Raw genomic sequence first — 18,800 nt, 5'->3', positions numbered from 1 at the left:
ACTCCTTTTCAATGAGAAATACCGATTCTTATTCTGCGCCTAACCACCCTAATCATTATTTAGCTGTTACACAAAGATTATTCAGCAATACTCTGTATATTTTTTAACTAAACTAAACCCGATAGTCGGAACATCCATTTCAATGGCGATCCAAAATTGGCTGGGTTGTTTGATTGTCAGTAGAGATGAAAAACCTTGTTAGCTAAGAGAGTTATATGGAAAGGTTCTGAGCAGAATCAGGAAATAATTCTGTCAATTTCCCGAAATATATAGTCATAGGTATGGTTATTTCTTTACTTCTGTGCTATTCATAACCAGAGAATAATTATGGTTATGTCTCGCAATCCATATTTACACATAGATTCTCTGTGTGTTAAATCTGCTTTGGCTAATGTCATTGCAAGTATTAAATTATTCTAAGCCTATGCTTATAACTGCCATCCTTTCGATACCTTCATTAGCAAGCCCCAAATATTCTCTACCCAAATGTTTTTATGATGTATTCTACAAATGTCTCCTATAACTCTGATATTAAAGAACAAATACCCTATCGTTTATTTACCAGGCGCGAAATTATACCACCACGCAATGATGTATTGTGGCGAATAGAACGCGGTGCAGTGCGTACCTTGACATGGAGTGAGGAAGGAACATTTATTACATTAGGTTATTGGGGTTCGGGTGATTTGATTGGTTCTCCCTTATCCAAAGTCAAACCGTATCAAATTGAGTGTTTAACTAATGTAGAAGTAAGTGTGGTACCGCCTCATCTTTGGTATCAAGATGTCAATGCTTTACTCTCGCACATTCAACAAGCAGAGGAACTGTTAAGCATAGTGCATTGTAAACCTATGTCTGTGCGGTTATGGCAATTTTTACTATGGTTAAGTCGTAAATTTGGTCGTAAGGTAGAAGAGGGAACGCTGATTGACTTGAATGCGACTCATCAAGAAATGTCAGAAGTATTAAATACAACTAGAGTGACTGTTACGCGACTTTTACAGCAATTTGAAGAGGAAAGATTATTATTTCGCCACAAACGCCAGATAATATTGCGATCGCAAAATTAAAAATATGTAAAAATATGGTGGTTGAATTGCATCAACCACCATATCATGAACGGAAATAAATATTGATTTAAGCTTCGACTTTCACACCTCGCCAGAAAGCAACATAGCCTTCAATATTTTTTGCTCTCTCTTTGGTGCTGGGGTAGTACCAAGCTGCATCTTGATTAACTTGCCCATCTACTTCAATACTATAGTAACTGGCTACACCTTTCCAAGGGCAAGTGGTGTGAGTGTTGCTATCTTGAAAATACTCTTTGTTAATAGCATCCGGTGGAAAGTAATGGTTACCTTCTACAACTACAGTTTTATCACTCTCGGCTAAAGTAGCGCCATTCCAAATTGCTTTCGGCATAAGTAATGTGACCAATAAACTTGCAGAAATAATTACTAATTCGTAATTCGTAATTCGTAATTCGTAATTAAAACATTAGATAACTAACAATAAATTGTTAATTGATTGGGCTTACTTGAGTACCCACATTTATTTCAACTACAAATTACAAATTATTAGTGACGAATGATATTGCTATTTGCCACCGTAGAAAAAGGCGATTTCCTTTTCTTTTAAAGGTGCAAAACCAGCATCAACTAGCAATGTATCTAGTTCGGTTTGAGGAATATGCTTTGCGCCAATGCGGACAATGCGCGATCGCATGGTATTGGAGACACCACTACGCTGTCTGTTTGCTTCTAATGCCATGACTTTGGTATATAGGTCTAATTTGGCGGTTGGTATAGGAGAACCGTCAAAATCAATTCCCCGTGCGATCGCTTCGTCAATAGCATCAGCACCTGTGGTTGTTTGATTTACTTGATTAGTTTCAGCAGTCATCAGAAAAATGGGTAGAAACCCCGTCTTTTTAGGACGGCTTTACAGTTTTAGAGCTACTGCCTTAGGGTTGCTCGACTTGGTGTACTTTTGTAATGCACTTTCGACAGGACAGTTACCGTCTCAAGTTTGGCAACCCTGTACACATAGCGTTTTGCGCTTTTTTGCGCCTCCCTTGCGGGGTAATGTTAGCTTCGACCTGTTACAAGAGCTTTTTAGGCTTGCAACACTGTTCCAGTGACCTTAGAACTGTTTAGTCACAAGCGACAGAGCGGGGGACTAGCTACGCATCCCAAGGTGTCGTGACTCAAATAACGTTTACCCAACGACTGCGAAGGGTGGTCTGGTCAGGATGGCTTGCTAGATTTCTCTTACAAGCCTCATGCCTTTAGGCTGAGGTTCCTGACGACAATTGACTCATAAGGCTATAAGTAGATTTTACCAGCCATGCTGACGCCAAAAACTACTGGCTAAATTTCCTGGCTGTCGGGGAGTAAGGTGGCTATACTCTTGTCACTTTTAAAGATTTTGGTTTAATCTCAAACCATCGGTATAGCTAAAGGTGACGCTATGTCTGAAGCCCAAACTCCTCAAAACCAGGATCGTAAGCTCGAACAAGCTCTGACTAACAAAATTATTAATGATTATTTTGACAACTCCGAAAGTTGGCTCAGAGCCATCTTGCGCATGTGTATATTCTCTTTGGGTCACCTGGATGGAAAGTCGGTTTTCGTCGTTGAGTGTCCAAATCAAGCTGTAGCCAAGCGACTCAGCCGGAAAATCTATCCTTTTCGCGGAATTGTCTATTATTTAACTGATTATTTAGATGGAGAGGAGCGGACTCTGTTTTGCTACCAAGAAGTTAAAAGCGGAGAATGGCACTGTTACGACACGAGTACACAATCTTGGAAGGCTATGAAACATTTGCAAATGCCTACTAATAGTCATTAGTCATTGGTCATTTGTTAGTGAATGATGGACTGTTGACTGTTGACTGTTGACTAATTTCGATTCTGGCTGGTTGCCATACCAGCGACAAATGCGCCTAAAATTGTACCCATCCATAGTCCTGTAGTGCTACCTTGCCATATTGCTCCTGGCGTTACCCAAGTGTTGCACAATTGCTGCATACCCCAAGTTTGATTTTGACACTTTTGACTATGTAGCATGAGGGTAGTTTGTCCGGAAATATAAGCACCAATAATCCCTGACGCGATCGCTACTAATGAGCAGATAAAAGTTCTATTTTTCATTAGTCAATAGTCAATGGTCAATAGTCAATAGTCAATAGTCAATAGTCAATAGTCAATAGTTATTATTTTCTTGACTATTGACTATGTAATATCAAGGTTGGGTAAGAAACTATTGATTACGCAACATAAGTACACCTCTGACAACTGTACAGACGCGATTAATCGCGTCTCTAGCAACTGACAACTGACTCAACCTGTATTTCTCATTCCCGCCGCGATTCCGTTAATAGTTAACAAGGCTCCTCGCAGTAACTCGCCTTTACTGTAACGGGAGTGAATGACGCCAGAGGGAGCTGCATTCCGTGATTGTCGCAGGCGCTTGAGTAGAGAAACCTGGATAAACCCTAAAGGTACAATTGTGCCATTGCGTAACTGAACTGAACGCTGTAATACTGGGTCACCATCTAATAGACGATTGTGTCCGGTAATTTTTAAGACCAAATCTTTTGTCTGGTAGTATTCGCTAGAAATTTGCTCAAATACCTTGGCAAATCTCGGTCTATCTTCAGGATTTGAAAGTTCTTGGACGTAATGTTGCGCCATTTGCATGTCTACTTTCGCCAAGGTCATTTCGGCTTTAGAAATCACCATTTTGAAGAATGGCCATTTCACATAAAAGTATTGCAATAGCTTTAAGTGTTCTTCTGGTTCTTCTTGCAAAAATTCTTGCAAAGCTGTACCTACACCATACCAGGAAGGGAGTAAAAATCTGGTTTGTGTCCAACTAAATACCCAAGGAATGGCGCGTAAGCTGCTTAAATCTTTCTTACCAGAGGGACGACGCGCGGGACGAGAGCTAATTTGTAACTGGCTAATTTCTTCGATGGGGGTTACTTGGTGGAAGAAGTCGATAAAATCGGGTTGCTCATAAATCAAGGAGCGATAATGAACACGCGATCGCGCTGCTAGTTCTTCCATGATCTCGTTCCAAGGTTCGATATCATCAAAGCCTGTACGCAGCAAGCTGGCTTGTATTACCGCCGTGGTAATGGTTTCTAGATTGTACAATGCCAAATCTAGCAGGGAATATTTAGAAGCGAGTACTTCCCCTTGTTCGGTAATTTTGATTCTGCCGTTAATACTGTGGCCTGGTTGGGCTAAAATCGCTTCATAAGCAGGGCCTCCACCCCGACCGACGGAACCGCCTCGTCCGTGGAAAATCCGCAGGTTAACGCCATATTGTTCGGCTATTTGTTGCAGGGATTTTTGGGCTTTATGAATTTCCCAGTTACTGCTTAAAAAACCAGAGTCTTTATTACTGTCAGAATACCCCAGCATGACTTCTTGGAGATTCAGGGTTAACGGACAGGTGGCGACGTTGGCTTGATCTGTTTCTCCCTTGTCTTCAAGCTGTTGATAACCTCCTGCTAATAAAGCACGATATAAAGGTAATTCAAACAGCTGACGCATGACGCTGCGGGAGCGTTGTAAGTCTTCTACCGTTTCAAATAAAGGTACAACTTGAATTGTCCCCACAGCGATCGCTGGATCGAAAAGTCTCGCTTCTTTGGCTAAGAGTAAAACTTCTAGTACGTCGCTGACTTCGCGGCACATACTAATAATGTAAGTTTGGCAGATGTTCACACCAAACTCTTGCTGGAGCGATCGCACTACCCGGAATGTTTGAATCACATCGTTAGTTTTCTCAGAAAATGGCAATTCTGAGGGAATTAACGGTCTGCGGGTTTGTAATTCTCCTGTTAGCCAAGCTACTCGCTGTTCTTCTGTCAAGTCATTATACGCTTGTGGTAAGACTTGTAAATATTCGAGAATTTCATTGAGTGCATCGGAGTGACGGGAAGATTCTTGACGAATATCTAATTGGGTGAGGTTAAAGCCGAAAATTTCTACCTGGGAAATCAAATTATCCAATTCTCGACAGCTTAAACCTGTTTCCGTCAAGTTGCGTTGAATTAACCGCAGTTCTACCAAAAAATCCGCCCCCGAACGATACATCGGTTGGTCTTCATTTTTGGGCGTTTCGCGGTTATATAATGCCAAATTGCGATCGCGGGTATTTTCTAACCTTCTGAGGATATAAGCCAGCTTTAAGCGATAGGGTTCTTGCCGATAACGCAATGCTAAGGCATCATACACATCACTCAGCTGGGACTGATCCAACTCCAGGGATTCTAATAAATCTGGTAATACATCACTCCAGTGCATCGACACGCTTAATAATTCCACCAGCTGCTTGACGGAGTTAATATATCTACCTAACACCATTTTGCGCTGATAACAAGCTGTCTGCCAAGTAATTTCTGGCGTAACTGAGGGATTCCCATCACGATCCGAGCCTACCCAAGAACCAAAGGAACAGAAGTTTTTCTGCGGTGGTTCCAGCCAAGGAAAGGTTTTGCTCAAAGCGTATTTGAACCGCTTATGTAGTTGGGGAATTCCATCAAATAAAACTTCTTGGAAGTAGTGCAGAGCATAGTCTACTTCATCTAAGACTGTAGGCTTAAATTGATGAAGTTCATCGGTACGCCACCACAGACGAATTTCTTCGAGTAATTTTTCTCTTAATTCTGCTGCTTCCCAAGGATAACCCCCGGTTGCATTCCCGGCGCGATGTTCGATGATATCTAGCTGCTGTAGGAGGTTTACCACCTGGCGTTGCTTATCCCGAATTGTATGGCGCACAATTTCTGTAGGATGAGCCGTAAACACTAAACGCACATCTAATTGGGCGATTAGGCGTTGAATTTGCTGGGGTGGTACATTCAATTTAAATAAATGGGGGAATAAAGCTGCAAAAGTCCCTTTTTGATTCTCCTTTTGCTTGGCTACCCAACTCTTTGCTAATAAATCTGCGCCTATTCCCCGATTTACAGGAGCATCATTTTCCCGTTGATTAGAGGAATAGGTAATATTAGGGAGAATGTCCGGATCTTCTATTTGCATCTCGGCTTCAGAATAGCGAGTCAGCTGCTGCCGTTGTTCGTATTCCTGCTCTATGATGTTAATCAACTGAAAATACAGAGCAAAAGCACGAGCCGCACGAATGGCTTCGTTGATGTTGAGTTGTTCAATCAACTTGACAGCTGATGCAGCTTGGTCATGAGTAGCTTGTCCCTCTGGCGAACATAGATCGCGCAGTTGACCTAATAAATCTACCATTTGTTGCCCACATTCTTGCCGGAGTACTGACTCCCACAACTCCTCCACTATTTGGAGGCGGTGACGCAAAAACAATTCCGATGCGGGGTAGATGTTCGCCGCCTGAGACAAAGAGTATAAAAGGGAACTCATATTCTCTATTCTTGCAAGACAATTATTGTTTTGAATGCTATGTTCTGTAATCAACACTCAAGGAAGTAGTCCAGAGTGACTTAATGTCTAAGAGTAAAATTTTTAACTGTTGTTTATTTCGTTATCTTCTGGAAAGTCGAGTATGGGTAGGCGATCGCCCCGAAATAATTCCACACTTGCTTGTCCCATAGCTTCTAGGGCTGTAGTCGAAGCTTTGCTAGCTGTCAACAGCATCAGCATCGAAGCTGTTCCTAGCTGTACAAGCAAAGATTGGGGAATGCTAAATAGCAATAAATTTAATTCCGGATTAGCTGAGGGTTTGTGGTTAGCAGAAGACATTGTTAATTCCTGGGAGTTTGCAGATTTGTAAAATCAACGGAAAATTTAACATAGGCGAAAATCACAAATGTTCATGAATATCTATTTTTGCCCATATTGTCAGCCAAGAAGGTAACAAAAGTGTTAAAACCAAACGTCAGGGTGTGATAAATGTATGGTTCTAGTTTACAAGTGCAGGCACTATACCCCAATACTCGCTTCCTCTCAAGTTAATTGCCCATGAAAACAGCATCACTAGATCGCCAGCAATCCATAGTGCAATGGGTAAGCCAAGCAACTGGAATTAACACTTTTGGGGTGAAAGTCCGGTTGCAGGGAAATGACCTACATATCCTTTGTGAAGGGACAGAGTGCCCGCGACGTTGGCGCATTTTATCTGACTTGTTGCAAGCACTCCAACAAACAGATTTAGATATCCTCACAAACAGCGAACAAACCTCAATATACCAAGTATTTGTCTACGGTAGAAAAAAAGGCGAATCGCGAGCGCAATGGTGTCATCGAGTTTACTTAAATCAACTCGAAAAACACTTGGAACAGGTGAAACAAGCCCTGTTAGAAGATGAGAGAAAATCCCAATCAACGGGCGGGGCGCTGATTCTTTCTAACGAAAGCCTAGCTAAACAAGGACATCCAGATGGCATTGCCCGCTATCTCAGCGAAACTCTGAGTACCTTGGGTGTGGCTGTAGAGGTAAAAGTCAAGCCGCAACAGGGACAACGGTTGTGGATTTTTTGTCAATCGGGTTATAGTCCCGATGCCACATTGCTAGCGGAACCAGTAGCTAAGAAGTTAAGACATCTGAAGCTATCAGGCTATGAAGATGCGATTATTGTTTCGCAAGTAAATGGTGAAACTACCCCTGATTGGTTGCTGCGGGTGGATTTAACGCCACCAGAGGTGATGCTCAAGGAATGGGCACGCTGGGGAGATGTGCAAGCGATCGCCAGACTGTTAACTGAGATGTTATCAGAGTTAAAAGTGGCTGTCCAAGCTTCTTTGCAAGAATCAACATTACATATTTTTTGTACCCCATCTGTCGATCCTTTAGAAACCGCCCCAGCACCAGAGAAACATTTATGCTTACCGCTCATTATTTCTCAACTCGAAGCGATCGCCCCCCAAGGCATCAAAGCCGCTACTATATATGGTAAAAAAACCACCGACAAGCAACCAGCTTGGATTGATTGGATTTCTTTACCCGCTACCCAGCATCCAGCCCTAGCGCCATCGGCTTTGGAATTAGCTACTGCTGGCGATCAACCGGCGATCGATTTTTTACTAGAAAGGTTATTAAATCCTGACTTAGATTGGCGGCTGAAAACAGGCGGGATGCGTGTCATGCCCCTAGTGAAAGGTGATTTATTACACGTGATGTGTGATGCGCCTGTATGTCCAGCCCGGAAAAAAGTAGCGACCAAAGTTGTACAGTTAATCAGGCAGTTAAAAGTGCCGGGAATTTTAGGAGTACGGGTTTATGGGCGGCGTGCAGGTGATAAAGAACCAGCATGGCATCACGGTGAAGATTTCCAGCCCCGCCAACGTTTAGTTCCCGAAGCGACTCCCGAATTTGCTGCCACAGCAATTTACATTAAAGATTTGGTACATTCCCAGCCAACTGAACCCATCTTGCGTCCCGACTTGACAACAGAGGAAGTACAAACCTTTATTCAAGAAGTGACGCGGGATTGGTGGACAACAACCACTACCAAAGTTAAAAAGTTACTTTTACAAACTCAGCTATTTTCCGAAATTGGTCAGCCCACAGACTATAACTCTGATGGACAAGGAATTAAAATCGCCCTGGTATGGGGGACTTTAGGATTATTGCTAACTATGCAAACTGATTGGGTATTGGGGCAAATCATTACCCGGAATTTACCCAGTTCACCAGCAACAGTTACTACTGTTCCCAGTCCATCATCTACGGCGCAAAAACCATCCCCCAAGCCAACTGTTAATAATAGTCAGAGAACAGCATTTTTGGCGAATACCGATAACAATAAAACTCGTCAGAGTAAAACTTCTGTATTTAATGCTTCGAGCTTTACTCAAAATGAGGATATTGAAACCCAGAACTTAGAAGCTGCACCATTAAAAGAAAAAGCTACAGCCACAGCAATTTTACTAGCAGCGCGATCGCAAATGCCTAGTTATAATGCTCGGCAATTAGATGAGCAAATCGCCCTATATAAAGAGCGATTGGCGAAAACTGGTAATCCTCCCCACGTGTTGATTATTGGTTCATCCCGCGCCCTCAGAGGCGTAGATCCCGCCGCCCTGTCTCAAACTTTGGCAACACAGGGTTACCCTAACATTGATGTATTTAACTTTGGTGTCAATGGAGCCACAGCCCAAGTTGTAGACTTTATTGTGCGTCGGGTATTAGAACCAGAAGAACTACCAAAACTGATTCTCTGGGCGGATGGTTCCCGTGCATTTAATAGCGGGCGCAAAGATATCACCTTTGCGGCGATCGCTTCATCACCAGGCTATAAAAAAGCGTTAGAAAAAGCGATCGCTACGGGTACGACTGATGACTTGCTCAAAGATCCCGCCAAGCCAGCGCCAGCCGAAAAAACCAAAATTCAAAAACCAGAAATGACTAGCTATCAACTAGCTAATCACTGGCTCAATCAAGCTGTTGCGGCTGTTTCTGCTAGCTATCCCAACCGCGATCGCATTAAAGAGTTATTACAAAAACAACTTAACTCCTTACCCTTAATGAGCGATCGCCCCCGCCAAGGTAAAGCATCTATACAGTTAAGTAACGATGCTCCCGAAGAAGAAACTACTCAGCAATCCGTTGATTTTGATGGTTTCCTCGCTTTATCAGTCCGCTTCCATCCCGCCAGATATTATCAAAAACACCCCAAAGTTACAGGAAATTACGATAACGACTATCAATCATTTCAAATAGAAGGCGAACAAGATGCTGCTTTCAACGCCCTACTAGAGTTTACTCAGGCGCGGAAAATTCCTTTAGTATTTGTCAATATGCCCTTAACTGCCGATTATTTAGACCCAATCCGGCAAAAATACGAGCAGCAATTTCAACAATATATGTTACAGATGTCTAACAATCCCAACTTTATTTATCGAGACATCAGTAAACTCTGGCCTAAAGTCAATGACTACTTTTCCGATCCCAGTCACCTCAATCGATTTGGAGCCTACGAAGTCTCGAAAAAGCTAGCTCGCGATCCGATGATTCCTTGGTCAGCAAAATAGAAATGGTGATAACGCAAAAGAAAAATCACTATTGTCCATCACCTTCTTGACAAATGACAAATGACAAATGACTATTGACCATTGACCATTGACTAAAAAATGAATTTCATCTCTATTTTCTATGGACTATTTTTGCTCAGTGTCCTGGGAATTTACTGGACTTTGCCAGAGCAGAAATTACGATTGTGGACTTTGTTAATCGCCAGTCTCATATTTTATGCCTCTCTCAATGCTCAGTACATACCGCTATTATTAGCGCTGACCTTTATTAATTTTCGTTTGGGATTGGAGATTAGCAAAAATACTTCACCTAGTCAACGTTCGCAGAATAGCAAAATTTCTAATGAAGAATGGCTATTTGTCCAAGCTGACTGGAACCTCAATCGTTTAAAGCTTTTGTGGTTAGGAATAGTTTTAAATGTTTTACTATTACTGGGATTTAAATATTTACCGGGAATTTTAAAAGCTGTTTTTACATTACCAACAACATCACCAGATGGAGCTTTTAAATTTATTACCCCTTTAGGAATTTCATTTTTTACCTTTGAATGTATCGCCTATTTAATTGATGTTTATCGCGGTGCGCCAGCCACAAATCAATTTATCAAATTTGCTGCCTATAAATTATTCTTTGCTAAACTTATCTCTGGCCCAATTACGCGCTATCACAACTTAGCAACTCAAATTAATACACTACAATTACCTGCTGCTGCCCAAGTCAGTGAAGGACTGTGGTTAATTGCTAGAGGCGCAGTTAAAAAAGGGATATTAGCAGATCATTTAGGAATTTTTGTAGATTTATGTTTTGGCAACTTACAACGAGCAGGTAGTACAGATTTATGGTTAGCTACCTTTGCCTATGGCTTACAGTTATATTTCGATTTTAATGGTTACGTAGACATTGCTCGTGGCAGTGCCATGTTATTCGGCTTTGTCTTACCCGAAAATTTTGATTCTCCTTACTTCAGCACCAGTATTGCAGACTTTTGGCGACGCTGGCACATGACTTTGGGCGATTGGCTGCGTAACTATATTTACTTTCCCTTGGGTGGTTCCCGTAGAGGCTTGACGCGCACCTGTGGGAATTTACTCATCGTCATGCTAATTGCTGGTATTTGGCATGGTTCAACCTGGGGTTTTATCGTCTGGGGTGCTTATCATGGGATAGCTTTGATTGTTCATCGCCTTACCGATGCATTAAGCGATCGCTATGAAAGTTTAGAGCATTTTTGGCAAAAGCCTATCGGCATATTTTCCGCTTGGTTCTTGACTCAAGTTATGGTGTTCACATCTTGGATTTGGTTCCGACTACCCAATCTCCAAGAATCTACTTTAGTATTTCGCCATCTCTGGGGTTATCCAGGCGACGTACAGTTTGCCCAAAAAGTCTATGTAGAAGCCTTAAATCTCAGCCAATCTCAACTGAGTGGCAGATTAATATTTTTAGCTCTACTAATGGCAATAGTTTACGGGTTTAAGAATCGCCTGAAAATAGAATTCAACTGGCCTGTGAAGCTTGTATTTGTACCGCTTTGCTTCTACGCAGTATGGCTATTAGCTCCTGAAGGTAGCTTGCCATATATCTATTTCGATTTTTAATGACTTGCTTCTAAGCAATATCGGAAATCTAGAGTCTGCTTAGATCCTTGATACCAATTTGAAAAAACAATGCCACGGGAGCATCCCAATATTGACGCAATACCCTAGAAGGGTATTGCTATACCAACAAAGCCTGCCTTCGCAGGCTAAAAGTTTGATAGCCTGCGAAGGCAGGCTTCGTATTTCTAGCCCCACCCTTATAGGGTGAGGGCGTTTTTGCACATTTGGGATGCTCCCCCTAACCCTTGAAGTGTGGGGATTTTGGCATCAAACAAACCCATTTTTCTTGTAAAAAAGTTGTAAAAAACAGAAAATTATTGTTTCATAAATACATGAAAAGAAATATAACTTTACGAAAGTTAATATTAGCTATTTACATAAATTTACATAAGCATTCTTAATGTATTGTGAAGAATTTTATAAAAAAATAAATTACATTTTTAACCTAAATTCATGTAAAGTTATTAAGTATCGGTGAATCAATTTTCACCGAAAATTATTTACTCAAAAATTGCACTCATAAAACAATGACAACAACCTTACAACGGCGCTCTGGCACCAGTGTATGGGATCGGTTTTGCGAGTGGATCACCAGCACTGAAAACCGTATCTATATCGGTTGGTTCGGTGTATTAATGATCCCCACCTTGCTAGCCGCTACCGCTTGCTTCGTAATCGCTTTCATCGCTGCTCCTCCTGTAGACATCGATGGTATCCGCGAACCAGTTGCAGGTTCTTTGATTTACGGAAACAACATCATCTCCGGTGCAGTTGTTCCTTCTTCTAACGCTATTGGTTTACACTTCTACCCCATTTGGGAAGCAGCTTCCTTAGATGAGTGGTTGTACAACGGTGGCCCTTACCAATTGGTAATTTTCCACTTCTTACTAGGTTGCGCTTGCTACCTAGGTCGTCAGTGGGAATTGTCTTACCGCTTGGGTATGCGTCCTTGGATCTGCGTAGCTTACTCTGCTCCTTTGGCTTCTGCTACCGCAGTATTCTTGATCTACCCCATTGGTCAAGGTTCCTTCTCCGACGGTATGCCCTTGGGTATCTCCGGTACATTCAACTTCATGATTGTGTTCCAAGCTGAACACAACATTCTGTTACACCCCTTCCACATGTTGGGTGTAGCTGGTGTATTCGGTGGTTCCTTGTTCTCCGCAATGCACGGTTCTTTGGTAACCTCCTCCTTGGTTCGTGAAACAACCGAAACCGAATCTCAAAACTACGGTTACAAGTTCGGTCAAGAGGAAGAAACCTACAACATCGTTGCGGCTCACGGCTACTTCGGTCGTTTGATCTTCCAATACGCTTCTTTCAACAACAGCCGTTCTCTGCACTTCTTCTTGGCTGCATGGCCTGTAGTCGGTATCTGGTTTACCGCTTTAGGTATCAGCACCATGGCGTTCAACTTGAACGGTTTCAACTTCAACCAATCAGTAATTGATTCTCAAGGTCGCGTTATCGCTACTTGGGCAGACGTAATCAACCGCGCTAACTTGGGTATGGAAGTAATGCACGAGCGTAACGCTCACAACTTCCCCTTAGACTTAGCTGCTGCTGAAGTTGCTCCTGTTGCTTTGAGCGCTCCTGCTATCAACGGCTAATCTTGAAGCCTTAGCAAAATAAAAAAAGCGCCTTCCAGAAATGGGAGGCGCTTTTTAGCTTGTTTATTTTTACTTTAATGAATTAGGATCGGTAATATTTTCAAACTGTTGCTTGAGTAATGCAGTTGCACTCTCACTATCTAAGGGTTTAGAAAAGAAATAACCTTGACCATACTCACAACCTAACTTTTTCAGCTTTGCTTTTTGTTCAGCTGTCTCTACACCTTCGGCGACTACATCCATTCCTAATGCATGGCTTAACATAATCACTGTCTCAACAATAGCTGCATCTTCGTTTGTATCCTCCATTCGGCTAACAAAAGCTCGGTCTATCTTTAAAGTATTGACCGGAAAGCGATGTAAATAACTTAAAGAAGAATATCCTGTACCGAAATCATCAATACTTAGCCGTAAATTTAAAGTTCTCAGTTTTAGCAATATACTAATTGCAGCTTCAACATCATTCATTGCTACAGTTTCAGTAATTTCTAATTTTAAATTTTCTCCATCTATGCTTTTTTGATGTAGGATTTTTTCAATGTATTCCACCAAATCTGGATGACTCAACTGATGTCCAGAAATGTTAATACTCATCATCAATGGTGGATTGGAAGGAAATTGCGCCTGCCAAATTGATAATTGATCGCAAGCTGACAGTAAAATCCACTTACCTAAAGGGATAATTAACCCTGTTTCTTCTGCAACCGGAATAAACTCAGCTGGCGAGACAAATCCATGCACAGGATGTTGCCATCTGACAAGTGCTTCAAAGCCAATAATCTTATCTGTTGCTAGAGAGACTATTGGCTGATATTGGAGATATAATTCTTCCTTTTCGATGGCTCGACGCAAATCTATTTCTAACTGAAAACGCTTAAAAATTTGTGTATGCATCCCTGTGGCAAAGACCTCGTAACGCCCTTTACCTTGGTCTTTAGCTCGATACATAGCAGTATGAGCATCGCGTAACAAAGTCACTGGTTCAGATTCAAGTTCAGTTTGACTAAAAGCAATACCAATACTAATACTAGTGAATATTTCTTGGCCATTATTGTAAAATGGCAAGCTCATCGCCTTGTGTATTTGATCGGCTATGCAGTTTACCTCTTGACTATCGGTAATATTTTCTAGCAAAATAGCGAACTCATCTCCACCAACTCTTGCTATTTTGCCTCTGCGTCCTAAACCAGCTTTTAATCTTTGAGTCGCCTGAATTAGTAACTGGTCGCCAACCTGATGACCAAGGCTCTCATTAATTACCTTAAAGCGGTCGATGTCTAAAAATAGTAGAGCAAAGCGAGCATTTTGACTGAGTTTTGTATCCGCGATCGCCCATTCTAATTGTTGCAAAAATAGATCGCGATTTGGCAGATTAGTTAAGGCATCATGCAGCGAATTGTACCTCAGCTTATAAGCCAAAACACTTCCGCCTGTAACTACAAACCCTAACATTGCTGGTATTATAGGTATCCAGCCAGCTTGTGTAAATATACTAAAGCAAATAATACATAGAACGCCTAAAGAAATTACTTCCATGACTCCCAGGATTAAGGGCTGACGAATTCGCCAGACTATAACACCCCCAATCAATGCCCAAGTCCATACCCATAAATATTCTGCCCACTCCGACCAAAACCAGAAAATAGGCTGTCTATCTAAAGTAGTACTGAGGAGTTGACTGACCAGTTGAGCATGAAGTAATACCCCAGGCATTGCTGGATTTGCAGATTCGCTAGCACTGTAGGGAGTGAAGAACAAATCCTTTAAGCTAGAGGCAGTTGTACCAATTAATACTACTTTGTCCTTTACCCATTCTGGCTGAAACTCACCCCGCAGCACTTGTGTTAATGACACCTGACGAGCAATTTGCTTAGGCGATCGATAGGAAATCATGATTTGATTGCCTGCATTATCAATATTGTGATATCCACCAGAATTAGAATTTAATGGAGGGAATATAATATTACCTAACTGTACATTTGGATGAACTTTAGCAGTTACACCCTGTTGCTCGAGGTACTTCAAGGTTAAACGCAGCGAAAAAGAATAGTATTGTTCCTGACCTTGGTAGGCGTATATCAAATTCCGGCGCACAACTCCATCTGGGTCAATCACAAAATCATTGAAACCAATATGTTCTGGAGATAAGCCAGGAATGGGAGAAACTCCTTCTGCATTAGTATCACCAAGATTAGTAATAGTAATAACATTAGGCGCTTGCAGTTGCTGCATCAGACTTTCATGTCCCGGTGGTTGTGGGAGATTGCGGTAAAGGTCTAAGCCAATCGCTGTAGGCTGAGACTGTTGCAGCTTTGTTAATACTTCAGCCAGAGTGCGATCGCTAAGAGGCCACTGTTTCTGTTCTTGAAGATCTGCTTCTGTAATTGTCACGACTAACAATCGTGGATCGGGGCCTGTATCGCCTACAAGACGCACCATATTATCAAAACAGACCAATTCCAAGAACTCTAACCAGCCCAGTTGTCTGACACCCAGCACTAATCCAGTAATCAGAATGCTAGTTACTAAAACCGATTTCCCCAAACTCAGTTTAAAGATAGATCGATAAACCTGACGTTGGTAATTTTTAGTAACAACGGATACTAGAGACAAAAATTTTCTGGAGTATTTAGCAATCACCGCAATACTAGATTGATAGAGTGGACTGTAATCAGTGAACGCTCAGATGAAGTGATGTCTACCGTATCAATCCCGGCAAAAACTTCTACAAACTGATGCTTTCCTTGTATAAGATTGTTCCCTAAGAATCTACAGAAAACTCATGTAAAAGTAATCTTGTACTTGGTTTGATGGTTTTTTTGAGTGCAAAAATTGCTGGTTAGATTTTCCGAAAAAGTATTTTCAAATCATCATAGGCTGCGTTAGCAACATAACGCAGCCTATGATGATTATTCCCGGTATTGACACTAGTATGAATGAATTGCTTAGTGAGAATATAACTGTGTTAGTAATTAGGGCTGTTTGTAGACTTTGATACTCAATAGTGGCTCTTGAGCGATCGCATTTAAATTCTCTGAGTTTAATAACTGTGTCCAGCTAGCAGCCAACTTTGTATCGCGAGGTTGATTGTACCGGAGTTCTGCTAACGTAGCTAGTGCATCTTGCCACAAGCCAGCTTGAGCATAAAGATGAGTGCGCTCTAACACAGATGCTCGCTCTAGCTTTTGCGCCAAGTTTTTGTCAACAGCTACTCGTTGAATCCATCCATGTACAACAATGTCGTTAGCTCTATTTTCCCGATCGCAAATAATCGATAAATACCAATGGTATTTCTGATTGATTCTCAGTTCAGGTAGGGATTGAGAATCCAGCGACATGAGATTAATCACTTCTCCAGAATCGGTTTTAGTTTCCGAAGCATCTTTAGTGAAAGTTTTTTCATAAACTAATTGACGCTTATCATCTTTAAGCACAAACTCTATTGCTGTTGGCTTAGAAGTTTGCGGTATATAAAATAGGATATTTGGATAAGCTTGTTGGGTTAAAACCAGATTATTTTCTGGAACCAACGCCATTAATTTTCCTGCATTACTGTAGCATTCTCCACGGGTTCCGCCGCCAACTCGACGTCCAGGTATGCCCTCTTTTGGTTGATTGTCATCAGCCATTACCTGATGAGGAATAGCACAGGAAAGGGTAATTAGAGATGTCAAACAGAGAGCAGTAAATGCTTTGCGATTCATAATTATCTTCATCAGCCTAAAGCTTGATTTAATTTTTTTCTCTGGGTTATACATATTCCATAAATACTCTATTTGTTAGTAATTTACTATCATTAAATTACTGACTTTATGTTAACAATGACTTTTTATGTATAAGTATATTCCGCGATACTACTTAAGTAAAAAATAAAAACTTAAATAAGTTTAATAAATAATTTTTTAATTTTTTATTTTATTAGCTAATTACCAATTGTAAGATGTTAATCATTTAGACTATTTAATCGTCTACAACTTTTAAATAACCAGCCCAGTCCCATTAATCCTAATATTCCCAAACCAGAGTTAGTTTTTGGCTCTGGTACAGAGACAACATCAGGCTTGTTACTAATAGAGTTGAGATTCAAGTTGGCATTTTGGATCATGTCATCTATTATAATATCTTGTTTTTGGTTTGCGTCATATTCATCTAACGATAAATAATTCATAGCGAATGCTTCTAAGTAAGTCATTCCACTAGCTGTAGAATTTCTCCCACCCCTAAAAATATAATTTTCCAGAAGACTGCTAATACTAGTATTAGATAAAAGTTTTTTTGCTGGGTTGGTATTGACATCTACTGCAATTGTATCTAGAGATTGAGAATTGATATCCCAACCAATTACATCTAGTAATTGTAAATCAAGATTTGATATTTCTAATTTTTCGCCTGTTTTCAGCACGGGGTGCATAATTCCTAAAATCTCACCTTCACTAGCACTCCAGTGGCTTGTTTGATAATCTCCACCATCAAAATTAGCTATACGAGTTTTACCACCATCAAGAGAAAAGTACTTGCCATTTCCATAAGACCAATCAAAAATTCCTTGATTTTTGCTAATGTTAGAATAGCGAAACAAATCTATGGGCGAGACAAATGTTAAATCGTTATCTTGTAAAGATAGACTATTATCTGGAGTAACTGTATCAACCAATGATTCCAAAACATCAACACCGCTAACTACACCTAATACATGGCCTATTTCATGTTGAGCTATGCTAAGGAAGTCAAATTTGTTACTAGCAACAGTAGCCTCTGGAGAATAAACTCTTGAAAAGTCCCAAATAGAATCTTGAACAAAATTAGCTACTCCTGATTGCTGCGCTAACCATTGGGAATAGTTAATTAATTCTCCATTACTATTTAGCATTGATTTCCCTAGATAAATTTGGGCATCAACTCCACTCTCATTACCAGCAATCAGATTTAAGGCTTTGGCATTAGCAGTACTCAGCCAAATAGTTTTATTATTATAATTATCGTTATTATCTAATATCCGATTACCGGCTGGTGTTATCGGTTGGGAATTAGGGACATTTACGGCTCCAAATTTATCCATGATCATACTGAATTCTGAGCCAAGAAAATTAATGGATTTTCTGTTAATAGATTGCAGTTCAGTTAAGGTTTTGTTAGCAAAAATACTTTTATCGATATTATTGATTTGCATATTTTTCATTGCTAGCAAATCATCATTGGAAGTAATATTTTGAAAGCTGCTTGTAAGATAATTATCATAGTCAACCTTTAGCATAGTTGGAATTGTTCCTGCTAAAGCTTGATTGTTAGATAATTCTTGAAAATTGATATAAATATTGACTGTGTTATCACGATTACACAAGCAATTGATATCAAAATATTTGTCCTTTAGTTTAGAAGCCCAAATATTACCAGCTTGATCAAACCCATCTATAATTTCTTGAGGAGTATTTGCAGCATAGGTAAAGTTGAATTGTATCGCTTGGGCTGGAGCAATAGTATTTAATGTAACTAAGGTTAGTGTAAGTTGCGTAAACAGATTTGCTTGGTACTTGAGTTGAGATTTCATGATTTTCTTTTTAGATTGCAAGTAAACAAGTTTTTTTGAACATTTTGCTCAAGTGATTGGCTCATATTC

13 protein-coding genes are annotated in these 18,800 nt (G+C 40.7%); 5 read left to right on the top strand and 8 right to left on the bottom strand.

Annotated elements, in window-relative coordinates; all coding sequences use genetic code 11:
• Positions 1-494 precede the first annotated feature (494 nt).
• Positions 495-1,070, top strand: coding sequence for a Crp/Fnr family transcriptional regulator (locus AACW45_RS10290; protein WP_190632894.1), 576 nt, complete (start codon positions 495-497; stop codon positions 1,068-1,070).
• A 67-nt stretch (positions 1,071-1,137) separates the two neighbouring features.
• On the opposite strand, the gene AACW45_RS10285 is transcribed toward AACW45_RS10290, so the two are convergent.
• A complete protein-coding gene (locus AACW45_RS10285; RefSeq protein WP_190540404.1) occupies positions 1,138-1,422 on the bottom strand; it encodes a DUF427 domain-containing protein in 285 nt (94 codons plus the stop codon).
• A gap of 174 nt (positions 1,423-1,596) precedes the next feature.
• Entirely contained in the window at positions 1,597-1,902 is a 306-nt protein-coding gene (locus AACW45_RS10280; RefSeq protein ID WP_190540402.1) for a small RNA NsiR4-regulated ssr1528 family protein, read from the bottom strand.
• 567 nt (positions 1,903-2,469) lie between these two features.
• Between AACW45_RS10280 and AACW45_RS10275 the strand changes: the two genes are divergently transcribed.
• On the top strand, positions 2,470-2,850 hold the full coding sequence (locus AACW45_RS10275; protein ID WP_190632893.1) for a hypothetical protein: 381 nt from the start codon (positions 2,470-2,472) through the stop codon (positions 2,848-2,850).
• Between the two features lie 50 nt (positions 2,851-2,900).
• Here the strand turns inward: AACW45_RS10275 and AACW45_RS10270 are convergent, their stop codons facing one another.
• From AACW45_RS10270 to AACW45_RS10260, 3 genes are all read right to left on the bottom strand, one after another.
• Positions 2,901-3,152 carry a hypothetical protein gene (locus AACW45_RS10270; protein ID WP_190632892.1) on the bottom strand — a complete coding sequence of 84 codons (252 nt, stop codon included), beginning with the start codon at positions 3,150-3,152 and terminating at the stop codon, positions 2,901-2,903.
• A 189-nt stretch (positions 3,153-3,341) separates the two neighbouring features.
• The gene (gene ppc, locus AACW45_RS10265; RefSeq protein ID WP_190632891.1) at positions 3,342-6,404 is read right to left on the bottom strand and encodes a phosphoenolpyruvate carboxylase; all 3,063 of its coding nucleotides are present in this window, start codon (positions 6,402-6,404) and stop codon (positions 3,342-3,344) included.
• A gap of 102 nt (positions 6,405-6,506) precedes the next feature.
• Positions 6,507-6,743, bottom strand: coding sequence for a hypothetical protein (locus tag AACW45_RS10260; RefSeq protein ID WP_190632890.1), 237 nt, complete (start codon positions 6,741-6,743; stop codon positions 6,507-6,509).
• Between the two features lie 219 nt (positions 6,744-6,962).
• Between AACW45_RS10260 and AACW45_RS10255 the strand changes: the two genes are divergently transcribed.
• The 3 genes from AACW45_RS10255 (at position 6,963) to psbA (ending at position 13,183) form a co-directional block, all read left to right on the top strand.
• Entirely contained in the window at positions 6,963-9,974 is a 3,012-nt protein-coding gene (locus AACW45_RS10255; RefSeq protein WP_190632889.1) for a DUF1574 family protein, read from the top strand.
• Positions 9,975-10,073: 99 nt separating this feature from the next.
• A complete protein-coding gene (locus tag AACW45_RS10250; protein WP_190632888.1) occupies positions 10,074-11,573 on the top strand; it encodes an MBOAT family O-acyltransferase in 1,500 nt (499 codons plus the stop codon).
• A gap of 527 nt (positions 11,574-12,100) precedes the next feature.
• Complete coding sequence (psbA, locus tag AACW45_RS10245; protein ID WP_190632887.1) at positions 12,101-13,183, top strand: photosystem II q(b) protein; 1,083 nt, start codon at positions 12,101-12,103, stop codon at positions 13,181-13,183.
• Between the two features lie 69 nt (positions 13,184-13,252).
• Here psbA and AACW45_RS10240 read toward each other — a convergent pair whose 3' ends face one another.
• The 3 genes from AACW45_RS10240 to AACW45_RS10230 form a co-directional block, all read right to left on the bottom strand.
• Positions 13,253-15,727, bottom strand: coding sequence for an EAL domain-containing protein (locus AACW45_RS10240; RefSeq protein WP_339385078.1), 2,475 nt, complete (start codon positions 15,725-15,727; stop codon positions 13,253-13,255).
• Positions 15,728-16,155: 428 nt separating this feature from the next.
• Positions 16,156-16,887, bottom strand: a complete 732-nt coding sequence (locus tag AACW45_RS10235) for a DUF928 domain-containing protein (protein WP_242045544.1) — start codon at positions 16,885-16,887, stop codon at positions 16,156-16,158.
• 239 nt (positions 16,888-17,126) lie between these two features.
• The gene (locus AACW45_RS10230; RefSeq protein WP_190632884.1) at positions 17,127-18,731 is read right to left on the bottom strand and encodes an NF038122 family metalloprotease; all 1,605 of its coding nucleotides are present in this window, start codon (positions 18,729-18,731) and stop codon (positions 17,127-17,129) included.
• Positions 18,732-18,800: the final 69 nt, after the last annotated feature.

It is taken from the genome of Calothrix sp. FACHB-168 (genome assembly GCF_963889195.1).
Lineage (GTDB): Bacteria > Cyanobacteriota > Cyanobacteriia > Cyanobacteriales > Nostocaceae > Aulosira > Aulosira anomala_A.
This window is presented reverse-complemented; position numbering and strand designations above follow the sequence as displayed.

Bases quoted from the DNA above. Each gene is read 5' to 3' on its own strand.
- psbA (WP_190632887.1), top strand. From the start codon at position 12,101: ATGACAACAACCTTACAACGGCGCTCTGGCACCAGTGTATGGGATCGG.
- AACW45_RS10270 (WP_190632892.1), bottom strand. From the start codon at position 3,152: ATGAAAAATAGAACTTTTATCTGCTCATTAGTAGCGATCGCGTCAGGG.
- AACW45_RS10235 (WP_242045544.1), bottom strand. From the start codon at position 16,887: ATGAATCGCAAAGCATTTACTGCTCTCTGTTTGACATCTCTAATTACC.
- AACW45_RS10230 (WP_190632884.1), bottom strand. From the start codon at position 18,731: ATGAAATCTCAACTCAAGTACCAAGCAAATCTGTTTACGCAACTTACA.
- AACW45_RS10280 (WP_190540402.1), bottom strand. From the start codon at position 1,902: ATGACTGCTGAAACTAATCAAGTAAATCAAACAACCACAGGTGCTGAT.
- AACW45_RS10275 (WP_190632893.1), top strand. From the start codon at position 2,470: ATGTCTGAAGCCCAAACTCCTCAAAACCAGGATCGTAAGCTCGAACAA.
- AACW45_RS10260 (WP_190632890.1), bottom strand. From the start codon at position 6,743: ATGTCTTCTGCTAACCACAAACCCTCAGCTAATCCGGAATTAAATTTA.
- ppc (WP_190632891.1), bottom strand. From the start codon at position 6,404: ATGAGTTCCCTTTTATACTCTTTGTCTCAGGCGGCGAACATCTACCCC.
- AACW45_RS10255 (WP_190632889.1), top strand. From the start codon at position 6,963: ATGAAAACAGCATCACTAGATCGCCAGCAATCCATAGTGCAATGGGTA.
- AACW45_RS10250 (WP_190632888.1), top strand. From the start codon at position 10,074: ATGAATTTCATCTCTATTTTCTATGGACTATTTTTGCTCAGTGTCCTG.
- AACW45_RS10290 (WP_190632894.1), top strand. From the start codon at position 495: ATGATGTATTCTACAAATGTCTCCTATAACTCTGATATTAAAGAACAA.
- AACW45_RS10285 (WP_190540404.1), bottom strand. From the start codon at position 1,422: ATGCCGAAAGCAATTTGGAATGGCGCTACTTTAGCCGAGAGTGATAAA.